General features: G+C 62.0%; 20 protein-coding genes. 10 read left to right on the top strand and 10 right to left on the bottom strand.

Annotated elements, in window-relative coordinates:
* Positions 1–10 precede the first annotated feature (10 nt).
* Positions 11–919 carry a transcriptional regulator GcvA gene (locus VNX23_RS22195; RefSeq protein ID WP_325633598.1) on the bottom strand — a complete coding sequence of 303 codons (909 nt, stop codon included), beginning with the start codon at positions 917–919 and terminating at the stop codon, positions 11–13.
* A gap of 109 nt (positions 920–1028) precedes the next feature.
* Here VNX23_RS22195 and VNX23_RS22190 point away from each other — a divergent pair, with 109 nt between their 5' ends.
* Positions 1029–1232 carry a DUF1127 domain-containing protein gene (locus VNX23_RS22190; RefSeq protein ID WP_325633597.1) on the top strand — a complete coding sequence of 68 codons (204 nt, stop codon included), beginning with the start codon at positions 1029–1031 and terminating at the stop codon, positions 1230–1232.
* Between the two features lie 71 nt (positions 1233–1303).
* Positions 1304–1918, top strand: coding sequence for a GNAT family N-acetyltransferase (locus tag VNX23_RS22185; RefSeq protein WP_325633595.1), 615 nt, complete (start codon positions 1304–1306; stop codon positions 1916–1918).
* A gap of 264 nt (positions 1919–2182) precedes the next feature.
* On the opposite strand, the gene VNX23_RS22180 is transcribed toward VNX23_RS22185, so the two are convergent.
* Positions 2183–2884: an SDR family NAD(P)-dependent oxidoreductase gene (locus VNX23_RS22180; protein WP_325633594.1), complete on the bottom strand. Its 702-nt coding sequence runs from the start codon at positions 2882–2884 to the stop codon at positions 2183–2185.
* A 153-nt stretch (positions 2885–3037) separates the two neighbouring features.
* On the opposite strand from VNX23_RS22180, the gene VNX23_RS22175 reads away from it, so the two are divergent.
* Positions 3038–4813, top strand: a complete 1776-nt coding sequence (locus tag VNX23_RS22175; protein WP_325633592.1) for an acyl-CoA dehydrogenase family protein — start codon at positions 3038–3040, stop codon at positions 4811–4813.
* A 239-nt stretch (positions 4814–5052) separates the two neighbouring features.
* On the opposite strand, the gene VNX23_RS22170 is transcribed toward VNX23_RS22175, so the two are convergent.
* The 4 genes from VNX23_RS22170 to VNX23_RS22155 form a co-directional block, all read right to left on the bottom strand.
* Complete coding sequence (locus VNX23_RS22170) at positions 5053–6525, bottom strand: amidase (RefSeq protein ID WP_325633590.1); 1473 nt, start codon at positions 6523–6525, stop codon at positions 5053–5055.
* Positions 6526–6644: 119 nt separating this feature from the next.
* Positions 6645–7616 carry an iron exporter MbfA gene (gene mbfA, locus VNX23_RS22165; protein ID WP_325633589.1) on the bottom strand — a complete coding sequence of 324 codons (972 nt, stop codon included), beginning with the start codon at positions 7614–7616 and terminating at the stop codon, positions 6645–6647.
* Between the two features lie 125 nt (positions 7617–7741).
* Positions 7742–8905, bottom strand: a complete 1164-nt coding sequence (locus VNX23_RS22160) for an alpha/beta hydrolase (protein ID WP_325633587.1) — start codon at positions 8903–8905, stop codon at positions 7742–7744.
* A gap of 166 nt (positions 8906–9071) precedes the next feature.
* Complete coding sequence (locus VNX23_RS22155; RefSeq protein ID WP_325633585.1) at positions 9072–10244, bottom strand: acetyl-CoA C-acetyltransferase; 1173 nt, start codon at positions 10242–10244, stop codon at positions 9072–9074.
* A 246-nt stretch (positions 10245–10490) separates the two neighbouring features.
* On the opposite strand from VNX23_RS22155, the gene VNX23_RS22150 reads away from it, so the two are divergent.
* The 5 genes from VNX23_RS22150 (at position 10491) to VNX23_RS22130 (ending at position 16173) form a co-directional block, all read left to right on the top strand.
* Positions 10491–11249, top strand: coding sequence for an SDR family NAD(P)-dependent oxidoreductase (locus tag VNX23_RS22150; RefSeq protein WP_325633583.1), 759 nt, complete (start codon positions 10491–10493; stop codon positions 11247–11249).
* 209 nt (positions 11250–11458) lie between these two features.
* Positions 11459–12586 carry an acyl-CoA dehydrogenase family protein gene (locus tag VNX23_RS22145; RefSeq protein ID WP_325633582.1) on the top strand — a complete coding sequence of 376 codons (1128 nt, stop codon included), beginning with the start codon at positions 11459–11461 and terminating at the stop codon, positions 12584–12586.
* Between the two features lie 150 nt (positions 12587–12736).
* Positions 12737–13984 (top strand): acyl-CoA dehydrogenase, encoded by a 1248-nt coding sequence (locus VNX23_RS22140; RefSeq protein WP_325633580.1) that lies wholly within the window; start codon positions 12737–12739, stop codon positions 13982–13984.
* Positions 13985–14179: 195 nt separating this feature from the next.
* Complete coding sequence (locus tag VNX23_RS22135) at positions 14180–15424, top strand: acyl-CoA dehydrogenase (protein WP_325633578.1); 1245 nt, start codon at positions 14180–14182, stop codon at positions 15422–15424.
* A 50-nt stretch (positions 15425–15474) separates the two neighbouring features.
* Entirely contained in the window at positions 15475–16173 is a 699-nt protein-coding gene (locus tag VNX23_RS22130) for a nitroreductase (RefSeq protein ID WP_325633576.1), read from the top strand.
* An 86-nt stretch (positions 16174–16259) separates the two neighbouring features.
* Here VNX23_RS22130 and VNX23_RS22125 read toward each other — a convergent pair whose 3' ends face one another.
* The 3 genes from VNX23_RS22125 to VNX23_RS22115 all read right to left on the bottom strand — a co-directional run bounded on the left by VNX23_RS22125 (position 16260) and on the right by VNX23_RS22115 (position 20016).
* Positions 16260–17048 carry an enoyl-CoA hydratase/isomerase family protein gene (locus VNX23_RS22125; RefSeq protein ID WP_325633574.1) on the bottom strand — a complete coding sequence of 263 codons (789 nt, stop codon included), beginning with the start codon at positions 17046–17048 and terminating at the stop codon, positions 16260–16262.
* Positions 17049–17166: 118 nt separating this feature from the next.
* Complete coding sequence (locus tag VNX23_RS22120; RefSeq protein ID WP_325633572.1) at positions 17167–18279, bottom strand: cyclic nucleotide-gated ion channel; 1113 nt, start codon at positions 18277–18279, stop codon at positions 17167–17169.
* A gap of 336 nt (positions 18280–18615) precedes the next feature.
* Complete coding sequence (locus tag VNX23_RS22115) at positions 18616–20016, bottom strand: TAXI family TRAP transporter solute-binding subunit (protein WP_325633570.1); 1401 nt, start codon at positions 20014–20016, stop codon at positions 18616–18618.
* Between the two features lie 412 nt (positions 20017–20428).
* Here VNX23_RS22115 and VNX23_RS22110 point away from each other — a divergent pair, with 412 nt between their 5' ends.
* A complete protein-coding gene (locus VNX23_RS22110) occupies positions 20429–20785 on the top strand; it encodes a DUF3307 domain-containing protein (protein ID WP_325633632.1) in 357 nt (118 codons plus the stop codon).
* A gap of 11 nt (positions 20786–20796) precedes the next feature.
* Here the strand turns inward: VNX23_RS22110 and VNX23_RS22105 are convergent, their stop codons facing one another.
* Positions 20797–21264, bottom strand: a complete 468-nt coding sequence (locus tag VNX23_RS22105; protein WP_325633568.1) for a GNAT family N-acetyltransferase — start codon at positions 21262–21264, stop codon at positions 20797–20799.
* A 191-nt stretch (positions 21265–21455) separates the two neighbouring features.
* On the opposite strand from VNX23_RS22105, the gene VNX23_RS22100 reads away from it, so the two are divergent.
* Positions 21456–22097 carry a DUF6151 family protein gene (locus VNX23_RS22100; protein ID WP_325633566.1) on the top strand — a complete coding sequence of 214 codons (642 nt, stop codon included), beginning with the start codon at positions 21456–21458 and terminating at the stop codon, positions 22095–22097.
* Positions 22098–22106: the final 9 nt, after the last annotated feature.

Genomic DNA, 22106 nt, shown 5'->3' with positions numbered 1-22106 from the left:
GCGGCATCCTTCAACTGATTTTCGCGCCGCCCTGGATTGAGGCCAGAAGCCACTGCCGGAACGCCGATAATTTTGCTGACTCGGCCCGCGCCTCCGGCGAGACGAGATAAAACCCGGCATCGGCCGGCAGCGCGATCTTGAACGGCACAACCAGCCGGCCCTTGGCGATATCTCCCTCGACATAGGAGGTTCGGCCCATGGCGACGCCGATGCCGTCGATCGCCGCCTGTACGGTCACCAGGATCAGGTCAAAACTCAACCCCGGCTGTTTCGAGATATTCGAAGGCAGGCCTGCAGCCGTGAGCCAGAGCCGCCAGTCGTCGTCATAGCCGCCGCTCGAATGCAGCAGCGTGTGATTTGCGAGGTCCTCCGGACAGCGCAGCGGCTTGTCGCCGTTGAGCAGCGCCGGGCTGCACACCGGAAACAATTCGTCGGCCATCAGCCATTGGGCGCGAACGCCCGGCCAGTTGCCGCGGCCGTAACGGATCGCGGCATCGACGTCGTCGCGCCGGAAATCGACCAGGCTGGTCGAGGTGGTGATGCGGACGTCGATGCCCGGATGCGCCTGCTGGAAGCTGGAAAGTCTCGGCAACAGCCATTTTGCCGCCAGCGAGGCCAGCGTCGAGACCGTCAGCACGTGATCATTGTCCTTGCGCTTCAGCCGGTCGGTGGCAAGCCGCAGGTCGTTGAACGCAGCGCGGATGCCGGGAAGGTATTCCCGCGCCTGCGGCGTCAGCTCCAGGCTGCGGTTCTGACGGATGAATAAACGAACCCCGAGTTCTTCCTCGAGCCGCCGGATCTGATGGCTGATCGCGGTCTGGGTCACGTTCAGCTCGGCGGCGGCAAGGGTGAAGCTCAGGTGGCGAGCGGCCGCCTCGAACGCGCGCAAACCGTTGAGCGATGGCAGCCGGCTATTCATCTCACCCCATACATGAGATTATTTCATCCGAAACGGTACAAATTATCGTTTGTCGAAAGCCAGAATCTCCCAGATATTCCATGTAACAGGTTATCCATAGGAGGCGACCATGTCCACCTACTCACCTGAAAAGATGATAAATAATCATGATTTGGGGTTTTTGTCCGGCCTTGGCGAAACATTGCATGTCTGGGGCGAGCGCTGGCGGCAACGGCGGGAGCTGAGCCACTGGACCGAGCGGGACCTGCACGACGTCGGTCTTTCCTGGAGCGACGTGGTCCGTGAGGCCGAAAAACCGTTTTGGCAGGCGTAAACGCGGCCCTGGCTGGCGCCGCCTTTTGAGGGACGCCGGCCCAAGTTTCTCGACAAGGACAGGAGCCTGCCATGACCACGCTTCGCTTTGAGGACCTTCGGCAGCACAGCGATGTCCTGCCCTTGCCCAACGGCAGGACGGTTTCGGTTCGTTTTGTCGAGCCTGATGATGCCGGGGCGCTGCAAAACTATTTCCGCTCGCTCTCGGTGCGCTCGCGGTACAATCGCTTTCTCGGCGCCATGAGCGAATTGCCAGCGACGCAACTCGATCAATTCATCCATGTCGGCGAACTCGATCGCTTCAGCGTGATCGCGTTGATGACGGTCGATGGTTTCGAGACCATCGTGGGCGAAGCGCGCTACGGGTTTGAGGCCACCACCGGAAACTTCGAGTTTGGCGTATCAATCGACGACCGCTGGCAGGGCCATGGCATTGGCGCGGCCTTGCTTCGCAATCTCCAATGCCGGGCAGCCGCGCTTGGCGCCCGCCGCATCTTCGGCGACACGTTGCGTTCCAACGAGGCCATGATTGGTCTTGCGCGCAAATCCGGATTCAACTTCGCGCATAATCCCGACGACTGGAAACTGGTTCGTTTCGCAAAGCAGATCGAAGTTGCGCCGCAGGAGATTCCCTGTGCGAGCTGGCGGCTCGCGGCGCAACAGAACGCGTCGCAGGCGATGGTCTGAAAGAGCATCGGGTCATTGCGGAGCCAACCCGCCGCGCGAGAACCGCACCCGATCCTCCTCCGTCATGGCCGGGCAAAAGCGCGAAGCGGGTCTTCGCGCTAGATGACCCGGCCATCCACGTCTTTGTCTCCTGAAAAAGAAAGCAAGACGTGGATCACCGGGCATAGGCGAGCGGAAGCGACGCCGTTCTTCGAACGGCTATGCCCGGTGATGACGGGCAGCTCTGGATTGCTTCGCTGACGCTCGCCATGACGGTAACAACACCTAAAACCTCTCCACCCACGGACGCAGCTCCACTTCCCAGGTCCAGGCGCTTCTCGGCTGCTGCATCACGTTCCAGTAGCTCATCGCAATCGCGTCGGGATCGAGCATCGAATCCGGACGGTCGAGTGGCTCGGTCCGCACTGCGCTGCGGATGCCGCCATCGATCACGAAATGCGCGACATGAATGCCTTGCGGCGACAACTCGCGCGCCATGCTCTGCGCCAGCCCGCGCAGTGCGAACTTGCCCATGGCGAATGGCGCCGATTGCGCATAGCCCTTGACGCTGGCAGACGCGCCCGTGAAAAGGATGGCGCCGTGCTTGTTGGGCAGCATCCGTTTCGCCGCCTCTTGCGCCACCAGGAAGCCGCCATACGCGCTTACGGTAATGGCCTGCGCGACCTCGGCGGGCACGAGATCGAGGAAAGGACCGCGCGTACGTCCGCTGGCATTGTAGACGACGACATCGGGCGTCCCGATCTCGCGCTCGACCAGACCAAACAGCCGCTCGACCTCGTCCACCTTGGTGGCGTCGCAGGTGAAGGCGAGCGCGCCGGTCTCGGTGCAAAGTGCGCCGAGCTTTTCGATTGAGCGCGCCGCGAGCGCAACCCTGATGCCATGGCGGGCAAACAGCCGCGCTAGCGACGCGCTTAAGCCAGAGCCCGCGCCGACGATCAGGGCGGTTTTGTATTTTGGCGTTTCCATGAGAATTTTCCTTGGCTTATGGGAACGGATCCCGGGTTCTCGAAGGCGATTTCAGCGAAAATCACGTCCCAGGCCTGGCTGGAAGGGCGACATGGCCGTGCCTGATATGCGATAGTTCGTCCAAACAGATGAGGAAGCGGACACGGGAATTCAATGCGGCAACTCAAGCACGGCGGCTTTGCAGATTTCGCCGGAAAGGCAGGACTGCTTGCCCCCGACACGTCGGGCATGAATTTCTATCGTGCCGATCCTTCGCTGGCGGACCTGCTTCGCATTCATCTTCCCGATGCCCTGTTTCGCCATATCGAGCCGCATCTGGACCGGCTCGGCGCACTTGCAGGCGGTCATCTCGACGAATGTGCCCGGCTCGCGGACCGGCATGTGCCGGTGCTGCATCAGCGCGACCGCTTCGGCCGCGACGTCCAGTGGATCGAATATCATCCGGCCTATCGCGAGCTCGAGCGCGCCGCTTTCGGCGAGTTCGGCATTCACGCGATGTCGCTGCGCAAGGGCATTCTGGGCTGGCCGGAAAAATATCCCGTCGTTGCCAAGCACGCCTTCACGTTTCTGTTCAACGAGGCCGAGTTCGGCCTGGGTTGTCCGATCAACGTCACCGACGGTTGCGCGAAACTTCTCGCAAGCTTCGGCAGCGAGGCCTTGAAAGAAAAATATCTCGACGGCCTCACCCAGACCGACATGAACCGTCTGACGCAGGGCGGCCAGTTCATGACCGAGAAGGAAGGCGGCTCCGACGTCGGAACGCTCACCACGATCGCGGTGCAGGAGGGCGGTCACTGGCGGCTGTTCGGCGAGAAATGGTTCTGCTCGAACGCGGACGCAGAGGTCGTGATGCTGCTGGCGCGTCCCGAGGGCGCCGGCCCCGGCACCCGCGGCGTCGGCCTGTTTTTGATGCCGCGCAAGCTCGACGACGGCTCGCCCAATCATTACCGGATCGTTCGCCTGAAGGACAAGCTCGGCACCCGCTCGATGGCATCGGGAGAGATCAAGCTCGAAGGCGCGATCGCATACGCCGTCGGCCGGCTCGACCGCGGCTTTGTGCAGATGGCGGAGATGGTGAATTCGTCGCGGCTCTCGAACGGCGTCAAATCGACCGCCCTGATGCGCCGAGCTCACCACGACGCGATGACGGTTGCGCAAAATCGCGTGGTGTTCGGAAGCCGCATCATCGATCTGCCGCTGGCGCGGCGGCAATTGATGAAGATCATGCTCGCGACCGAGCAGGCGCTGTCGCTCAGCTTCATCACCGCGGATGCGCTCGATCGCGCCGAGGCCGGCAGCCAGGACGCGGCCGCCTTGCTGCGAATCCTGACACCGACGCTGAAATTCCGCGCCACTCGCGACGCCCGCAAGGTCTGCGGCGACGCGCTCGAGATGCGCGGCGGCATCGGTTACATCGAGGAGTTCGCCACCGCGCGGCTGTTGCGCGATGCCCATCTCGGCTCGATCTGGGAAGGCACCGGCAACATCGTCGCGATCGACGCGCTGACGCGGGCGGTCGGACGCCACGGCGCGGATGCGGCGCTCGCCGCAGACCTGCACGCGCGGCTTGATGACAGCGCCAACGTGCCGCAACGCTGGCGCGATCGCCTGCGTGAACTCACCGATCGCGCCACAGGTTTTGTCCGCGAGATTGCCTTGCGCAGCGAGAACGAGGCCGAGGCGCGGCGGGCCACCAGCTTGCTCTATCATGTCGCAAGTGCGGTTGCGCTGGCGTGGGAGGCCGGGCGAATTCATGAGAGGCGCGGCGATGCTAGAAGACTGCTGCTCTCGCGTCTGGTCATTGACCACCGGGTGTTGGCAGGCGATCCGTTCAGGCTTGGGGACAACGCGGCGCAGCGGGCAATCACCGATCTTTTGCTCGGCGAGCGTGCTGCCGGCATGGCCGAGGTCAGCGAATTCGTTGGCTAAAGGTTACTTTAACCGCGACAAAGGTTTGCTCCCTCTCCCACCCAGCTCGGGTTTACCCGAGTTGGCTATCCAGATCTGTCAAGTCGGATGAATCCGACTTCGATGGGGAGAGGGTCGGGGTGAGGGGGGCGGTCCCTGGTATAAGTAAGACCCTCACCCGGATCGCATCGTCAATGCGATCCGAACTCTCCCATACGGGAGAGGTGAAGCGACCCCGATTCAATCAAGAATCATCGCGTTTAATCGTCGAACGCCGGCGGCGGCACGAAGCCGCCGAATTCGCGCTCGATCAGTTCGGCCAGTCTCAAAGGCGTGCGATCCTCCAGCCACGGGCCGACGATCTGGACGCCCACCGGCAGGCTGTGCTGAGAAAGTCCGGTCGGGATCGCAGTTGCCGGCAGGCCCGGAAGATTGGCAATACCCGGCCACGCCATCTGGTCGGGATACGCAAACTCCTTGCCGTCGACGTTGATGCGGCGCTCTTCCTGCTCCGGCGAGTGATCGTGCGGAAAGGCCGGCGTCGGCATTACCGGGCAGATCACCGCATCGAAGCTGTTGAACAATGCGCGCCACTGCGCCCGCAATTGTCCGCGTGCGCTCTCGGCCATCACCCAGTCGCGGTGGCTGAGCGCGATCCCGCGCAGCCGCTCGGCCTGCAGGCTCAGATCGTCCTTGGGCAAATTGGGCGCCGCGGCCACCGCGCCGGCGTAGATTTCGGGCTGGAATGCAATCGCCAGAAACGACATCAGCATCCGCATGAAGAGGCGGGAGGAAGCGGCGAAGTCCGGCCACAGCGGGCTTTGGCGTTCGATTCTGACGCCGGCCCTGGCGAGGTCGCCGGCTAGCTTGTCGATCGCCGCACGCACCACCGCATTGGCCGGCATCACCGGGTCGCTATCGATCACGAGGATACGGAAGTTTTTCAGTTCGTTGTGGCGCGGCGGCGGCAATGCAAGCCTGTAGGCCTTGCCGGCTTCGATCGGGTCGGGCCCCGCGACGACGTCAAGCAGAAGCGAAAGGTCGGCCGCGCAGCGTGCCAGCGGGCCAATCACGGCCATATCGCGATCGAGCGGCAGGGGTTGAAATGGCGGCGGCAGGTGCCCGCGCGACGGCACCAGCGCGAAGGTCGGCTTATGTGCAAACACGCCGCAATGAAACGCCGGTACGCGCAATGAGCCGGCAAGGTCCGAACCGAGCGAAAGAGGTCCGTAACCCGCGGCGAGCGCGGCCGCCGATCCGCCGGAGGAGCCGCCCGGTGTACGGGTGAGATCGTAAGGATTATTCGTCGTGCCGTAGATTTCGTTATAGCTCTGCCAGTCGCCTAAGCCCAGCGGCACGTTGGTCTTGCCGAGGATGACAAGGCCTGCATCCTTGACGCGAGAGATCGCGAGTGCATCTTCGGCGGGGCGAAAATTGCTATGCTCCGGCATGCCCCATGTCGTGGGCAGGCCCGCGACGTTGTAGGATTCCTTGACCGTGAGCGGAATGCCGAGCAGCGGGCGTTCATCGCCGCTTGCGCGCGCCGTGTCGGCAGCGCGCGCCGCATTCAGTGCTCGTTCGAAATCACGAACGCAGACGGCGTTGATTTTTGAATCATGACGCTCGATGCGTCCGATCGCGTCCTGCGCCAGTTCGACGGCGGAAACTTCCCGTTTCCTCAAGGCAGCGCCAAGTTCGGTCGCCGTGCTGAAACTCCACTGCGATTTTGCCACATCTTCCTCCCGGTTTTCGCGTCGAGAGGATATTGGCTCAGTGCGAGGCGTGCCCGCTAGACTGGCATTGCTGCTTCAGTGAAAATTTATCCACTGGCGCGATGATCGCGGCAATCTCTTCAGGCACCGCCGATGAGGATGCCGACCCCGAGCACAATGACGCCGCCAAGCACGATCTGGAACACCGCCTGCAGGAACGGCGTATCCATATAACGTGCCCGGATAAAGGCGATCGCCCACAATTCAAAGAACACCACGACGCCGGCGATCGCGGTCGCAATCCAGAACGCGTTGTTCCAGGAGTCCGGCACCAGATACGGCATGGTGTGGCCGAGCCCGCCGACTGCGGTCATGAGCCCGCAGGTCAGGCCGCGCAGCCACGGCGAACCGCGCCCTGTGAGCGAGCCGTCATCCGACAAGGCTTCCGCAAAGCCCATGCTGATGCCGGCGCCGATCGAGGCAGCGAGGCCGACCAGAAACGTCTGAAAATTCTGATGCGTGGCGAAGGCGGCGGCAAACAGGGGCGCGAGCGTCGAAACCGATCCATCCATCAATCCGGCAAGGCCCGGCTGCACATATTGCAAAACGAACACGCGCCGGCGGGTCTCGTCTTCCTCCGCGCGCACGTCGGGCTTGAGAATCTCGTCTGTCAGTTTGGCCGCGGTTTTCTCGTGGCCTTTTTCGGCCTCGGCAAGATCGCCAAGCAAGCGCCGCACACCCACATCCTGCGCCTGTTCGGCGGCCTTGACATAGAACCGCTCGGCCTCGAACTCCATCGTCCCGACCTCCTTGCGAATGGCGTCGAGCGACAGGTTTTTGGTCAGCCAGAGTGGCCGCCTGCGCAAAAATCCCTTGACGTTGTCCCTGCGGATCGGCGGCAGATGCGGGCCGAAGCGTTTTTCGTACATCTCCAGCAGCATGTGGCGATGGGTTCTTTCCTCCTCGGCCATTTGCTCGAACAACTTCGCCGATTCCGGATAGCGTTCCGCCAGATCCTCGGCGAAGGTCATGTAGATCCGGCTGTCTTCCTCTTCCGCGGAGATGGCAACCGCCAGCACTTCCCGCTCGGTCAAATCGGAGAAATTCTTCACAACACGGCCTATGCTTGATTTAGAACGATTCTAAAGCACCTATAGCTGCCGGCTGCTTTTAGGTCAATTCGTGCGAGGTCTGCATCAAGTTCGGCAAGCGTGCCAGACCGAAGTCAGAACGTGGTCTACGATATGTGCTCTGCAGTCGATCGCAGGAATTGCAGCAGCAAGCGGTTGACCTGATCCGGCTGTTCCTGCTGCACCCAGTGGCCCGCGCCCTCGACCAGATGACAACCGAGCATGCGGCTGCAGGCGCTGGTCTGCATCGCTTCGAATGCACCGGGGCGCTGATATGTACCCCAGTCCTGCTTGCCGGAAAGAAAACAGGAGGGCACGTCGATGCTGCGGCCCGACCAGGTTTCGAGTTCCGCGGTGAAGCGGTCCGAGGTGCCGCAGCGATACCACTGTAAGCCGCCCTGGAAACCGGTGCGCTTATATTCTGCGCTGTAGAAGACGAGTTCGTCGTCGCTCAGCCATCCGTTGGCTGCGATCTGTGCGGCGGAGGGCATTTCTTCCTCAACCGTCTGCGGCATGTTTTTCGAAAGATCCATCACGTAGTACGTCGGCAGTTTGGCGAGTTCGCCCGCCGACCATGATTGCAGGCGATAGGGTCTGTTGTCCTTCCAGTCCGCGCTTTTGTGATGAAAGTAGGCGCGCAGGAAATCATGAACGCCCTGCGGCGCCTGCAGCATGTCCGCATTGGCCTCGCGCGTCGAATAGTACCAGTGGTAGTGCTTGCGCGGACGCGGCAGTGCAGCCAGCTCGCGATGCACGGGATCATCGCGTTTCGGCTTGGGCGCATCGGCGGTCGCGAAGGCAAGCCTCGGCGGACCCGCAAATGGCGCGCTCATCAGCACAACGGAGCGGAATACATCGGGACGAATCAACGCGCACCACGCCGCGACCGGGCTGCCGAAATCATGCCCGACCACGGCGGCGACCGAGCGATGGCCGAATGCCGAGACCAGGCCAAGCGCGTCGCGCACCAGGTTGGTGAGCCGGAAGGAATGAAGGTCGCCGTCGTAAGCGGGATCCCACCCGGTGGTCCGGCCATAGCCGCGCTGGTCCGGCGCGATCACGTGATAGCCGGCTTCCGCCAGCGCTGGCATCACCTTGCGCCAGCTGAAGGCAAGTTCGGGAAAGCCGTGCAGCAAAAGCACGCAACTTCGGCCTTTGCTCTCGAAACCCGCCTCGAGCACATGCATGGAGAGGCCATTGATGTCGTCGACGAAGCGCGAGCGGATGGAGGAAGGAAGCGGGATCGGAGGAAGGCTGCTTGTAGTATTCATGCGCTCCCCTCGTGATGCTGGGCACAGGCATTTGAACGCGCGCTTCCTTATCCCTCCCCGCCGCTTCGCGGGGGGAGGGATCAGGGGTCGATGTGGCCGTACAGGTCTAATCTCGTCATGACCAACTCTGTCGCTGCAAAAAACGCCGAAGGAATGTCGCGGCAATCTACAGCCGCTCCACGATGGTCACATTGGCCATGCCGCCGCCCTCGCACATGGTTTGCAGCCCATAACGTTTGTTGCGCTGCCTGAGCGCGTGAACGAGCGTGGTCATCAGCTTGGTGCCGGAAGATCCGAGCGGGTGCCCGAGCGCAATCGCACCGCCATTGACATTGAGCTTTGCAGGGTCGGCGCCGGTGGTCTTCAGCCATGCCGTGGGCACGGAGGCAAAGGCTTCATTGACCTCGAACAGGTCGATGTCGTCGATTCCCATGCCGGCCTTCCTGAGCGCGCGCTCGGTGGCCGGCAATGGCGCGTCCAGCATGATCACGGGATCGCCGCCCATCATGGTCATGTGATGGATTCGCGCCATGGGAACTGCGCCGAGCGACTTCAAGCCTTTTTCGTTGACGACCATCACGCCGGACGCGCCGTCGCAGATCTGGCTCGCACTTGCGGCGGTGAGCTTGCCGTTCTCCGCAATCAGCTTGACGCCCCTGATGCCCTCGAGGCTGACATCAAAGCGGATGCCTTCGTCGACGGAATGAACGTCAGGCGTGCCGTCCGCGCGCGCGACGGCTACCGGAATGATCTCGTCCTTGAAGCGGCCGCCTTGCGTCGCCGCGATCGCGCGCTGGTGGCTGCCATAGGCGTATTCATCGAGTTCATCCCTGGACAGACCGTATTTCTCCGCCATCATCTCGGCGCCGGTGAACTGGCTGAACACGATGTTTGGATAGCGCTGCTCGATGTTCGGGCTCTTGTAGTGGCCAAATCCGTTCTTTGCCGGAAGCGAGGAGGCAAGTCCCATCGGTACCCGCGTCATCGCCTCGACGCCGGCGGCGATCACGACGTCCATCGTTCCGGACATCACCGCCTGCGCTGCGAAATGCAGCGCCTGCTGCGAAGAGCCGCATTGCCGGTCGATCGACGTGCCCGGCACGCTCTCTGGCAGTTTCGAAGCCATGATGGCGTTGCGCGCGATGTTGTTGGACTGCTCGCCCACCTGCATGACGCAGCCCATGATCACGTCCTCGATCTGGTCGGGCGCGGCACCGGAACGCTCGACCAGCGCATCAAGCACAGAAGCGGCGAGATCGGCCGGATGCCAGCCGGCGAGGCGACCTCCCTTGCGGCCACCGGCGGTGCGCGCGGCGGCAACGATATAAGCCTCGGCCATGGGCGTTCTCCCTGATCGATTTTCAACGGTCTGATTTGCCGAATTAAAGGGTTGCTGCCGGATTTAGTCAATCAATCGATTAACTCTTGAGTGCGCCCCTGCCATCGGCTTAGCTGTAGGACGCTTTTGGGTCAGCATCGGGAAGCGCTGTTCCGAGCGAGGCATGCTCAAGGGTATGGCGAGCGAAGATGGCGTTGATCCCATCCGCAACTTCAAGAACAAAGAGACGACCAGGGAAAAATCATCATGCAATTGAAGAATGTTGCCGTTCTGATCACGGGCGGCGGATCCGGCCTTGGCGCCGCGACCGCGCGCGCCATGGCGGCGAAGGGCGCCCACGTCGCCGTGCTCGATCAGAGCAAGGAAAATGCCGAGAAGGTCGCGGCCGAGGTGAAGGGCATCGCGACTGTCGCGGACGTCACCGACGAGGAGCAGGTCAAGGCCGCGATTGCGAAAGCGGAAGCCGCCCACGGCATCGCGCGCGTTCTGGTGAACTGCGCCGGCATCGGAGGATCACAGCGCATCGTCGGCAAGGACGGCGTCTATCCGCTCGCCAAATTCGCGCGCATCATCAACGTCAACCTGATCGGCACGTTCAACGTGCTGCGGCTGTTCGCCGAGCGCCTGCTCACCGAACAGCCGATCGGTGAAGAGCGCGGCGTCATCATCAACACCGCAAGTGTCGCGGCCTACGAGGGCCAGATCGGCCAGATCGCCTATTCGGCGTCCAAGGGTGGTGTGGTTGGCCTGACCCTGCCTGCGGCGCGCGATCTCGCCCAGCACAAGATTCGCGTCAACACCATCGCGCCGGGGCTGTTCTTCACGCCGCTGTTGATGGGATTGAGCGAGGAAGCACGCGCGAGCCTGGGTGCCCAGGTGCCACATCCGGCTCGTCTGGGCGAGGCATCCGAATACGGCAACCTCGCCGTCCACATCGTCGAGAATGCCATGCTCAACGGCGAAACCATCCGGCTCGATGGCGCGATCCGCATGGCGCCGAGGTAGTAATCTCCTGACCCTCTCCCCTTGCGGGAGAGGGTGGCAGCCGAAGGCTGACGGGTGAGGGGTCTATCCGGTTGGCAACCCCTCACCCGATCGAATGCAAAGCCAACACCGGCGCCGCCCTCTCCCACAGGGGGAGAGGGCACGACAATCAGCAGCCAATCCGTTATGCGCTGAGTCGCTGAGAGAGTTAGCAAAGGTAGTAATCCACCATGAATTTCGATTTCTCCGACGAGCAAAAGCAGTTGCGCGACGAGGCGCGGAAATTCCTCGCCGAGAAATGTCCGCCTAAGGCAGTGCGCGCCGTCCTCGACGGCAAGGCGACCTATGATCGCGACTTATGGAAGGGGCTCGCCGAGATGGGCTTTCTCGGGGTTGCGATTCCCGAAGCCTATGGCGGCGCCGGTGCCGGCCATCTCGAACTTTGCGTTATCGCGGAAGAGATGGGTCGCGCGCTAGCGCCAGTGCCTTTTTCCTCCACCGTCTATCTTGCAGCCGAAGCCACTCTTCTCGCCGGCAGCGAGGCGCAGAAACAAAAATGGCTGCCAAAGATTGCCTCCGGTGAGGCGATCGGCACGCTGGCGCTGTTCGAAGGCAAGGGCGGTCCATCACCGCAAGCGATCAAGCTCTCTGCTTCCGGCGGCAGTCTCAACGGCGTCAAGAAGCCGGTACCGGATGGTGCGATCGCCGATTTCGCCATCGTCGCCGCGCGCACGGCTGCAAGCGGCCGCGACACCGATATCTCGTTGTTTCTGGTGGACATGAAGGCCGAAGGCGTCGACGTGAAGGCGCTGAGCAACGTCGATCCGACGCGCGGCCAGGCGGAGATCACGTTCAAGAATTGCAAGGCGGAGCCACTGGGTGCAGCGGGCGAAGGTTTTAGCGTGGTCTCGCAGGTGCTTGATCGCGCCGCGGTGCTGCTTTCTTTCGAGCAGGTCGGCGGCGCCGATCGCGCGCTGGAAATGGGCCGCGACTATGCGCTCGATCGCATCGCGTTCGGCCGGCCGATCGGATCATTCCAGGCGATCAAGCACATGCTCGCCGACATGTATGTGTCGGCGACGCTGGCACGATCGAATTGCTATTACGGCGCCTGGGCGCTTTCGACCAATGCCTCGGAATTGCCCGAAGCGGCCGCGGCTGCGCGGATCAGCGCGACGCAGGCGTTTCAGCATTGCGCCAAGAACAACATCCAGGTCCATGGCGGCATGGGATTCACCTGGGAATTCGACTGTCACCTCTATTACCGACGCGCCAACGCCACCGCGCTGTCGCTCGGCTCGATGTCCTATTGGGAAGACGCGCTGATCGATCGGATGCGGAAAAGGAACGTTGCCTAATTATCGTGTCCCGGACGCGGTGCAGCGGTAACGCTGCTCCGCAGATCCGGGACCCACAGCGACCGGTTGATGGACCTCGGATCAGCAGCGCGTCACTTCGTGCCGCGCAGCATGCGGGAAAGTTCCCGGAACGACAGCAGGGATACGACCATGAATTTTGACGATACCCCCCAGGAAGCCGCGTTCCGCGCCGAGGCCAGGGCCTGGATCGCCGCCAATGCGCCGAAGCAATATGAGGACGAACTGAAAAAATCCTCGCTCGGCCGCACCCAGCTCAAGGGCGCCAATATCCTCGATGTCGCCAAGGCCTGGCAGAAGAAGAAGGCGGAGAGCGGCTGGGCCTGCCTGCACTGGCCGAAGGAATATGGCGGGCGCGGCACCTCGCCGATCGAGCGCGTGATCTGGCAGCAGGAGGAGGGGGCGTTCGGCAAGCTCAGTTACATGTTCATCATCGGGCACGGCATGTGCGGGCCGACGATGATGGCGTTTGCCAGCGAAGAGCAGAAGCGTCGCTATCTGCCAAAGCTCGCTTCCGGCGAAAACATCTGGTGCCAGCTGTTTTCCGAACCGGCCGGCGGGTCGGATGTCGCGGGTCTGCGCACCCGTGCGGAGAAGCGCGGCGGCGACTGGATCGTCAACGGCCAGAAGATCTGGACCTCGGGCGCGCATTATTCCGACTACGGCATCCTCCTGACGCGCACCGATCCCACCGTGCCCAAGCACAAGGGGCTTACCATGTTCTTCCTCGACATGAAGAGCACAGGCATCGAGATCAAGCCGATCAAGCAGGCCAACGGCGCGTCCGATTTCAACGAAGTTTATTTTACCGACGTGAAAATTCCCGACTCGCAGCGGCTGGGTGCCGTCAATGACGGCTGGAACGTGTCGCTGACCACGCTGATGAACGAACGCATGTCGATCGGCGCGGGCGTTGCGACCGGCTTTCCGGAGCTGTTCGAATTCTGCAGCAACCTGATGCTCGAGGATGGACCTGCGATCGACAACCGCAACGTTCGCTCGAAACTGGCCAATTGGGCGGTGCGCGCCAGCGGACTCAAATACACCAGCATGCGCGCGATCTCGGCGCTGTCGAAAGGCGAACGTCCGGGGCCTGAGAATTCGATCGGCAAGCTGGTTGCGGGGTCGATGATCCAGGATATCGCGGCTTTCGCGATGGATCTGCAGGGTGCGGCGGGGGTGCTCGGCGATGCGGAGGAAGCGGAAGCCGCCGGCAAATTCCAGGCGATGCTGTTGCGCGCGCCCGGCACGCGCGTCGAAGGCGGCACCGACGAAATCATGCGCAACATCATCGCCGAGCGCGTGCTCGGCCTGCCCGGCGACATCAGGGTCGACAAGGACGTGCCGTTCAACCAGATACCGACGAAGGGGCGACGCTGATGGCGCGACCAACTCGCGGGGCTTTCCCTCTCCCCTTGCGGGAGAGGGTGCCTGAGCGACGCGAAGGCGGGTGAGGGGTGATTTCGTGATCTGAAAACCCCCTCACCCGGCTCGCATCTTACGATGCTCGCCACCCTCTCCCGCAAGGGGAGAGGGAAGAGTTGGCGGCTCAGAATCTGACAGGAGAACACGCCGATGAATTTCGACGACACGCCGCAGGAGGCCGCGTTCCGCGCAGAGGCGAGGACGTGGATCGACGCCAACGCGCCGAAGGAGTTCGAGGCAGAACTCCTGAAGGCTTCGCTTGGCCGTATCAAACTGAAGAAGCACGACATCGTCGAGGTCGCCAAGGCGTGGCAAAGGAAGAAGTCGGAGAGCGGCTGGGTGTGCCTGCACTGGCCGAAGGAATATGGCGGTCGCGGCGCCACGGCGGTCGAGCGCGTGATCTGGCAGCAGGAGGAGGGGGTCTATTTCAAACTCAGCAGCCCGTTCCAGATCGGCGAAGGCATGTGCGGGCCGACGCTGATGGCCTATGGCAGCGAAGCCGACAAGCGGCGTTATCTGCCGAAGATCGCCTCGGGCGAGGAGATCTGGTGCCAGCTTTTTTCCGAGCCCGCCGGCGGGTCCGATGTGGCGGGTCTGCGCACCCGCGCCGAACGCGAGGGCGATCAGTGGATCATCAACGGCCAGAAAATCTGGACTTCCGGCGCCCATTACTCCGATTACGGCATCCTCATCACCCGCACCGACCCGACCGTGCCCAAGCACAAGGGCCTGACCATGTTCTTCGTCGACATGAAAAGTCCGGGCATCGAGGTGAGGCCGATCAAGCAGGCCAACGGCATGCAGGAATTCAATGAAGTGTTCTTCACCGATCTGCGCGTTGCGGATTCGCAACGGCTGGGCGCGGTCGGCGACGGCTGGAACGTATCGCTGACTACACTGATGAACGAGCGGATGACGATCGGCGCGAGGCTTGCCACCGGCTTTGCCGAAATGTTCGATTTCTGCTGCAACCAGATCACCGAGAACGGCCTTGCGATCGATGATCGCGCAACCCGCGCAAAGCTCGCCAACTGGGCGGTGAAGAACAGCGGATTGAAATACACCAGCATGCGGGCGATCTCGGCGCTTTCCAAAGGCGAGCGTCCGGGACCGGAAAATTCGATCGGCAAGCTGGTCGCAGGTTCCATGCTGCAGGACATCGCGGCTTTCGCCATGGATCTGCAGGGCGCAAGCGGCGTGTTGAACGATCCGGAAATCGCGGAAGCCGCCGGGCAGTTTCAGGCCATGCTGATGTCGTCGCCTTCGGCCCGCATCGCTGGCGGCACGGATGAAATCCTTCGCAACATCATTGCCGAACGCGTGCTGGGCCTGCCCGGCGATATCCGCGTCGACAAGGATGTGCCGTTCAACAAGATCCCGACCAAAGGACGTTGAGCATCCGCGTTGTGATGCGCCGCGTCCGGGGCACGAAAGTGAGCAAGACGATGGAAGTTTTGAACAAGACGCAGGAACGGATCGGTGTGCTCGAGGAATTGCTGGCCGAGCGCTTTTCCTGCCGCGCGTTCAGGGCGGAGGCTGTGCCGCGCCCGATCATCGAGCGGATCTTGAAGGCGGCGCAGCGCACTGCGTCCTGGTGCAACAGCCAGCCCTGGCAAGTCGTCATCGCCAGTGGCGAGGCCAAGGAGCGCTTCCGAAAGGAGATTTATGCAACCGCCAGTTCCGGCGCGCCGGACGACGGCGACTTTCCCTTTCCGCGCGAATATCGCGGCGTTTATCTGGCGCGCCGCCGCGAAAGCGGGTTCCAGCTTTACAACACGCTCGGCATTCCCCGCGGCGACAGGCTGGCTTATGCCAAACAGTCTTTGGAGAATTTCAATTTCTTCGGCGCGCCGCATGTCGCCATTCTCCACACCGACGAAGCACTCGGCGTCTACGGCGCGATCGATTGCGGAGCCTATGTCGGCAATTTCATGCTCGCCGCCCAGGCGCTTGGGCTCGGCGTCATTGCGCAGGCGGCGCTGGCACATCAGTCGGGCTTGATCCGGCGTCATTTCAGGCTCGGTGACGACCGCCGGGTGGTGTGCGGGATTTCGTTCGGATATCCGGATCGCGATCACCGCATCAACAGCTACCGGACCTCGCGCGCGGAAATTTCCGACGCGGCGACGTTTTTGGACAAATAGGCAAGAGGAACGATCTGAAAGGGCAGTCGCTAGCCGCCTGTTTCGTTCTGTTGTCTACCGGGCAGTTGAGCATCAGGGCGCGCTGATCAAAACTTCGGCGGACGCTTTTCCGAAAACGCCTTGATGCCTTCCTTGATCTCGTCGCCGCGCATGCTTTCGCGGTGACGACGATCGGCCGCCTCTTCGTCGAGCTTGCCGCGCGAAAATTCGTTGATCGTCTGTTTCATGCCGCGCATCGCCGCCGGCGCGTTCGCGGCCAGGATGCCTGCGAGCCTGCCGACCTCCTCGTCGAGCGCCTCGGCCGGCACGACCGCGGTAAGATAGCCGATCCTGAGCATTTCTGCCGCGCCGATCCTCTCGGCAGTCAGGAACAGCCGCTTGGCGTTGTCGACGCCGAGCCGCGCCACATAGCGCGCGATTCCGCTCTTGTAATAATGCAGGCCCAGCCGCGCCGCCGGCATGAACATTTCGCAAGCGTCGACACCGATGCGGAAATCGCAGGCGAGCGCGAGATCGGTCGAGCCACCATAGACCCCGCCATTGAGGCGGCAGATGGTGGGAAGGCCGATGTCTTCGAGCCGGTTGACGACGACCTCAAACGCCGAACCTGCGCTTCGTTGTTCAACGGTGCTCACCGCGCGCTCGGCGACCGAGTTGAGATCGTAGCCAGCGCTGAAGGCCCGGCCTGTGCCGGTGAGCACGAGAACCCGGATCGCGGGATCGGCCTCGATCCGGTCGAACAGGTTCATGAGGACGTCGAGATCGTCGGCTTGCAGCCGGTTGAGGTGCTTCGGCCGGTTGAGGCGAATGGTGGCGCGGGCGCCATCGAGTTCGAGCAGCGGCGCGCTTGCCGTTGCGGCGTTTTCGGAGGTCATTGCCCACGCTCACGGCTTTGCATGCATGATCTCTTCAAGACACGCATCTTTCGTTCGTCGTTAAGAAGACCGGTTCCCACTTTGCACCAAGGCGGTCAAGTGGGTCCGGGTCATGCGGCTATTCGTTTTCCAGCTCGCGCCGTTTGGCTTCGCTGTCGATGGTAGCGGCAAGATCGGGGTGCCGCGCCATCAGCAGACGGAAATCGACGAGATCGAGCACCAGCAGTTTCGACACCTGCGTGGTGGTGATGTTGGCCGAGCGCAGGTTGTTGCCGAGCAGCGCCATTTCGCCAAAGAAAGCGCCATCGCCGAGCGTCACCTTCTTGCCGGGCAAATCGACCTCGACCTCGCCGGAAGCGATGAAATACATGCAGTCGCCGACCTGACCCTTGCGGATGATCGTGGTGCGCGCCGGCAAGTCGATCGTGCGCAACATTTGCGTCACGTCGGCGATCGCCGCCGGCCCAAGCGCGGCGAAGAACGGAACCGTGCTAACCGACTCCCATGTTTTGAGGAAATTGTCGCGACGGGTTTCCGCGGCAAAGCCGGTAGCCAAGATACCGGTCCAGAGCCCGAACACGCCGAGGCCGCAGATCATGACGATGGCCGCGATGAGCCGGCCAAGCGGCGTGATCGGCACCACATCGCCATAGCCGGTCGTGGTCAGGGTCGCGACCGCCCACCAGAGCGCCGCCGGAACGCTGCCGAATCCGGCCGGCTGGACGTCGTGTTCCAGATAGAATTCCGCCACCGAGGCCATGAACAGGACCATCAGGAAAAACAGGAACACGCTCAACAGTGGCCCGGATTCCACAACCAGCACGCGCCGCAGCTGCCGCAAACCCGGAATTCCCGGCACCACCTTGAACATCCAGAACACGCCGAGCAGCCAGGCCGACCGGTGATTGATACCAAGCATCATGGCCAGCGGAACGGCGATGGCGCTACCAGCGTCCACCAGCCCGCGGCCGGACCACGCGTAGGCCGATCCGCAACCATTGCTGAGGGCATGGCGAAACCGAACCACCCATTCGAACACGAAGAAGGCCAGGCACCCCCATAACAGGGCGTCGACATAGTGATGCGCGGCCTCATACGCCGGATCGACCGTCACCAGCACCATCATGGCGACACCGCAGGCCACGGCGACATAGGCCACCTTCGTCATGTTGCGGCCGCTCGTTGCGGCCACAAACTGCGCAAGGGCAGGAAAGGCTGGCGGCTTGGACATCGGAATGCGAATCGCCTGTGGCTTCAAAAAAATCTTGCCCAGCCGCTTCCGGGCGGGGCGGATTGAACAAAGTGCCCGCGCGGCGAAAGGCCGTCAACGAGCTGGTGTCCCGATTCCGAAGTTCGCATCATTGTGCGGCGGCCTCGTTTGCGAACTTCGGATCGAAAGGACACGAGCAATTCATTGATTCTAGAGCTCCGGTTCCGAAGTTCGCAAGCTATCGCGGTGCGAACTTCTGAACCGCCACACTAGCGGGAAAAACGTTATCATCACGCGCCCCGGTTCTGGACGTGGGCAGCGCCGGACTGCACGAAACGGTTGCAACGGCAACGTCCTTCAAGCGCTCTGCGCAGATTTGACGATCACCACGTTGTCGTCATGGCCGGCCTGCCGCTTCAGGCTCTCCCTCCGCATTCCGATCTCGTCGCGTACCAATTCATACCCAAGCTTGAACGTGTCCAGCCCGTCGCTGGATATGGTGCCGTCGCGCAGCCCGATCACCGCGCCGCGAAGAATGGTCTCGAGTTCGTCCTGCAAGGCTTCGAGCGCTTCCACGGTGTTGGCATGCGCGATTCTTTCGCCGACATCGAGAATGGCAGTGGCCAGTTCGCTCGCCTTCTCCGGCGCGACCCTCGTCACCTTGGTGTAGATGCCGAGGAAGATCGAGCCGATGACGCTCAGCGCGCCGGCGCCGAGGTACAAAAGGTCGCTGTAGCGGTCGAGGAACGACTTGGTGTCGTCGTTGATGTATTCCGCGGCTCCCGGATGGGCGACGATGAAGGCATCCTTGTCGACATCGGCGGGTTCGATCCTGGAAGCAAAGCCATTCTCGAGCGCAAGTTCAGCCTTGTTCTCGTAGATGGTGCGCGCGAGCTCTTCCGCCGTGGTTGCCGGCATTCGCGATTGGGCCACCAGAAGCCATTGCAGCCCGACGGTATCGAGATCGTCGTCGGGAATCTCGGGCGTCGTCGACAGCATGCCCTTGGCGAGCGTTTCCTCGGAAATGCCGGGATGGCGTCTGGCGAGCGTCTTCGCCTCATCGATCGCATTCAGGGTGAATTGGGAGCGCTTGGCATACTGCTCCCAGCTCTTGTCCTTGACGATCGCGGAGGCGTGCGCAACGGCGACCACGGCGCCGTAGCCGCCGGAAGAGAACAGCTTGTCGAGTGTCGAGTTCGCCGGCGCCATCTGCACTCGCGCATTGCCTTCGGCGCCTTCCGTAATTTCGAGGATGTTGCGGACGAAAGCGGCGTTGCTGTCGCCGTCCGCAAGCACCGCGATCTTCTTTTTCTTCAACTCGGCGAGCGATTTGATTTTTTTGGATCCGGGACTGATCAGCATGACGACGTCGTGTTCGAGGATCGCGAGCGCGCGAGCGCGGGTCGGGATCCTCGCATCGGTGCGCAGCACCACGACATCGGCCTCTCTGCGATCAAATTGCCCCAGTGCCTTGGCCATGTCCGGGTTGGAGACGATCTTCAGGCGCAGTCGCGACGAATTGTTTTTGAGGACGGCTGCAAGCTTGGTGGCAAAGCGGGCCTCAGGCGCGTTGGCGTTGCCGACCGCAAAAGTCACCGTTTCCGAATTTCTCAACCAGATGCGGCCGCCCCAGACGGTTGCGACCGTCAGAATCAACGTCAACAAGGCAAACAGGAGCAATTGCCCGCGATTGGTTTCGAGGAGCCATTGATGCACCGGCTGCTTGTTCGGACGTGGTGTTGGGACTTCAGCGCTCATGGCTCATACCCGCAACCTATCGCGTCGTTACCGCTCGCCGCCGAGGGTCGCCTGAAAGGCCGTAAATGCCTAAAAAAGAACGACAATTTCGCGGGAACATGATATCCGCCATTGCGCGGATTGCAAATAAGCCCGGCCGGTAACCTTACCGGCGGAACCCGGCAGGACCTATCAGCCGCCGCGCGAGGATTGAAGGAATTTCTTGACGCTTTTCGGGTTCCATTAACGTGCATTCCGGTACGGGAGATGTCATAAAAGCGCCATGCCCGACGATTTGTCCGGGGCTTAACAAGAAGTCGCGCTGAACGCCTCCTGTCCTTTCCCTTTGTTCCAAAGCGTGTCTTTCGAGGGCGTCAGCTTGTCGTTTCCCCCCATGTCCGCATCGGTTCCGGTAGGTGCTCTGATCGGATGGATGTTGCTGCTTACCTTCAAGCACGTCATCGCCGATTTTGTGCTGCAAAATTCCTGGATGGCCATCGGCAAGGACCAGAGAAAGGGATGGGCTCTCCCCTTGCTGGCCCACTGCCTTGTGCATTTTGCGGTGGCGCTGGTGCTGATCCTGATTGTCGCGCCGCGGTTCTGGTTCGTCGCCGTGATCGATTTTGCGATCCACATCATGGTCGATCGCGCCAAGGGATTTGTTGCATCGAGATTTGGTGTGACACAGGAGCTCAAGCACCCCTGGTTCTGGACCCTGATCGGTGTCGATCAGGCACTGCATCACCTCACCGGCTTCGGTCTGGCGATTTTTATGGCGGCGAACGGCTGATCTCGCAGTTGTCAGGTGTTCTGGACAAAGACATTCAACCGATATTCGCCTACACCCTGCTCGACCAGGTTCCAGCCCAGCCTTTGGTAAAAGAGCGTCATCTGGGGCCGCGCGCAGAGATAGCGACTCTTAAATCCGAGCGCGAGGCAATCCTGCGACGCACGGTTGATCAAGGCGCTACCGATGCCGCGACGGCGAGCACTTCGTTCGACCCACACCGCTGCGACCCACGGCGTCAATTGCGGCCGCTCCGGAAGATCGGATGCGATCACCGACACGGTACCGAGAAATATCTTGCCGTCGTGTGCAACCAGTGTGAACGGAATCGGCGTAGCCGTCATGTTATCCTTGAGGCGGCCGGAAATATGGTCGAGCGGAATACCTTGCGCCTGCCACCATGCTCGCCAGATACGGTCAGCCACGCTATTGAAAAATTGCGGTCGCTGCCGCAAGTCGGAAACGGTGAATGGCGAGGGCATTTGTTCCTATCCGGCGCTGCATGTCGCTCTATCGTAGAGCAAGAAACCTGTGACGGAACGTCATTCGCCAAAAAGACGATCGACTCCCTCGACGCACGCATGACCTATCATGATCACCGATTCGATTGAGCAAGAGCGTTCCCGGGTTTGGCATCGCATCGTACGGGATCATGAGTTACCATCCGTGACTGATGACTGAGGCCCTTAGGGAACTCCCGCTTCGCTGCCGGTGCGGCCATGTGCGCGGCGTCGCGAACGAAGTTACGCCGCGCAGAGGCTTCCGCTTCGTCTGCTATTGCAGGGATTGCCAGGTGTTCGCACGCTTCCTCGAACGGCCGGATGTGCTCGATACGGCGGGCGGAACGGACATCTTCCAGATGCCAACGGGCTGCGTGAAGCTGACCACAGGTTCGGACGCGGTGCGGTGCCTGCATCTCTCCAGCAGGATCTTTCGCTGGTACGCCGACTGTTGCCGGACACCGATCGGCAATACGGCCGGCCCACGTTTTCCGGTTGTCGGCCTCATTCATTCGTTCATGGATCACGATGCCGGCGGCCATTCACGAGATGAAGTGCTTGGCGCACCGCTTTGCCGGATTTTCGAGCGCTCGGCGGTGGGGCCACTTCCCCCCGACGCGCCCGCGCCAGCCTCGCTTCTCCTCTTTGCCGACCGCATGGTGAAACTTCTCGTTTGGTGGATGGGCGGGCTCGGTTGGCCGAACCCTCTTCGACAATCCTACGCGCGCTCCGATCTCCGCGCCGCGCGTTCTTACGCCGAGCGAGCGCGCTGCCCTGCTCGTCAGCGACCCCGCGCGGCGATATCCATTGACTGACAGGGATTC

The organism is Bradyrhizobium sp., assembly GCF_035570375.1.
Lineage (GTDB): Bacteria > Pseudomonadota > Alphaproteobacteria > Rhizobiales > Xanthobacteraceae > Bradyrhizobium.
Note: the sequence above shows the minus strand (reverse complement) of the source record. Positions and strands in the feature narration are given on the sequence as shown.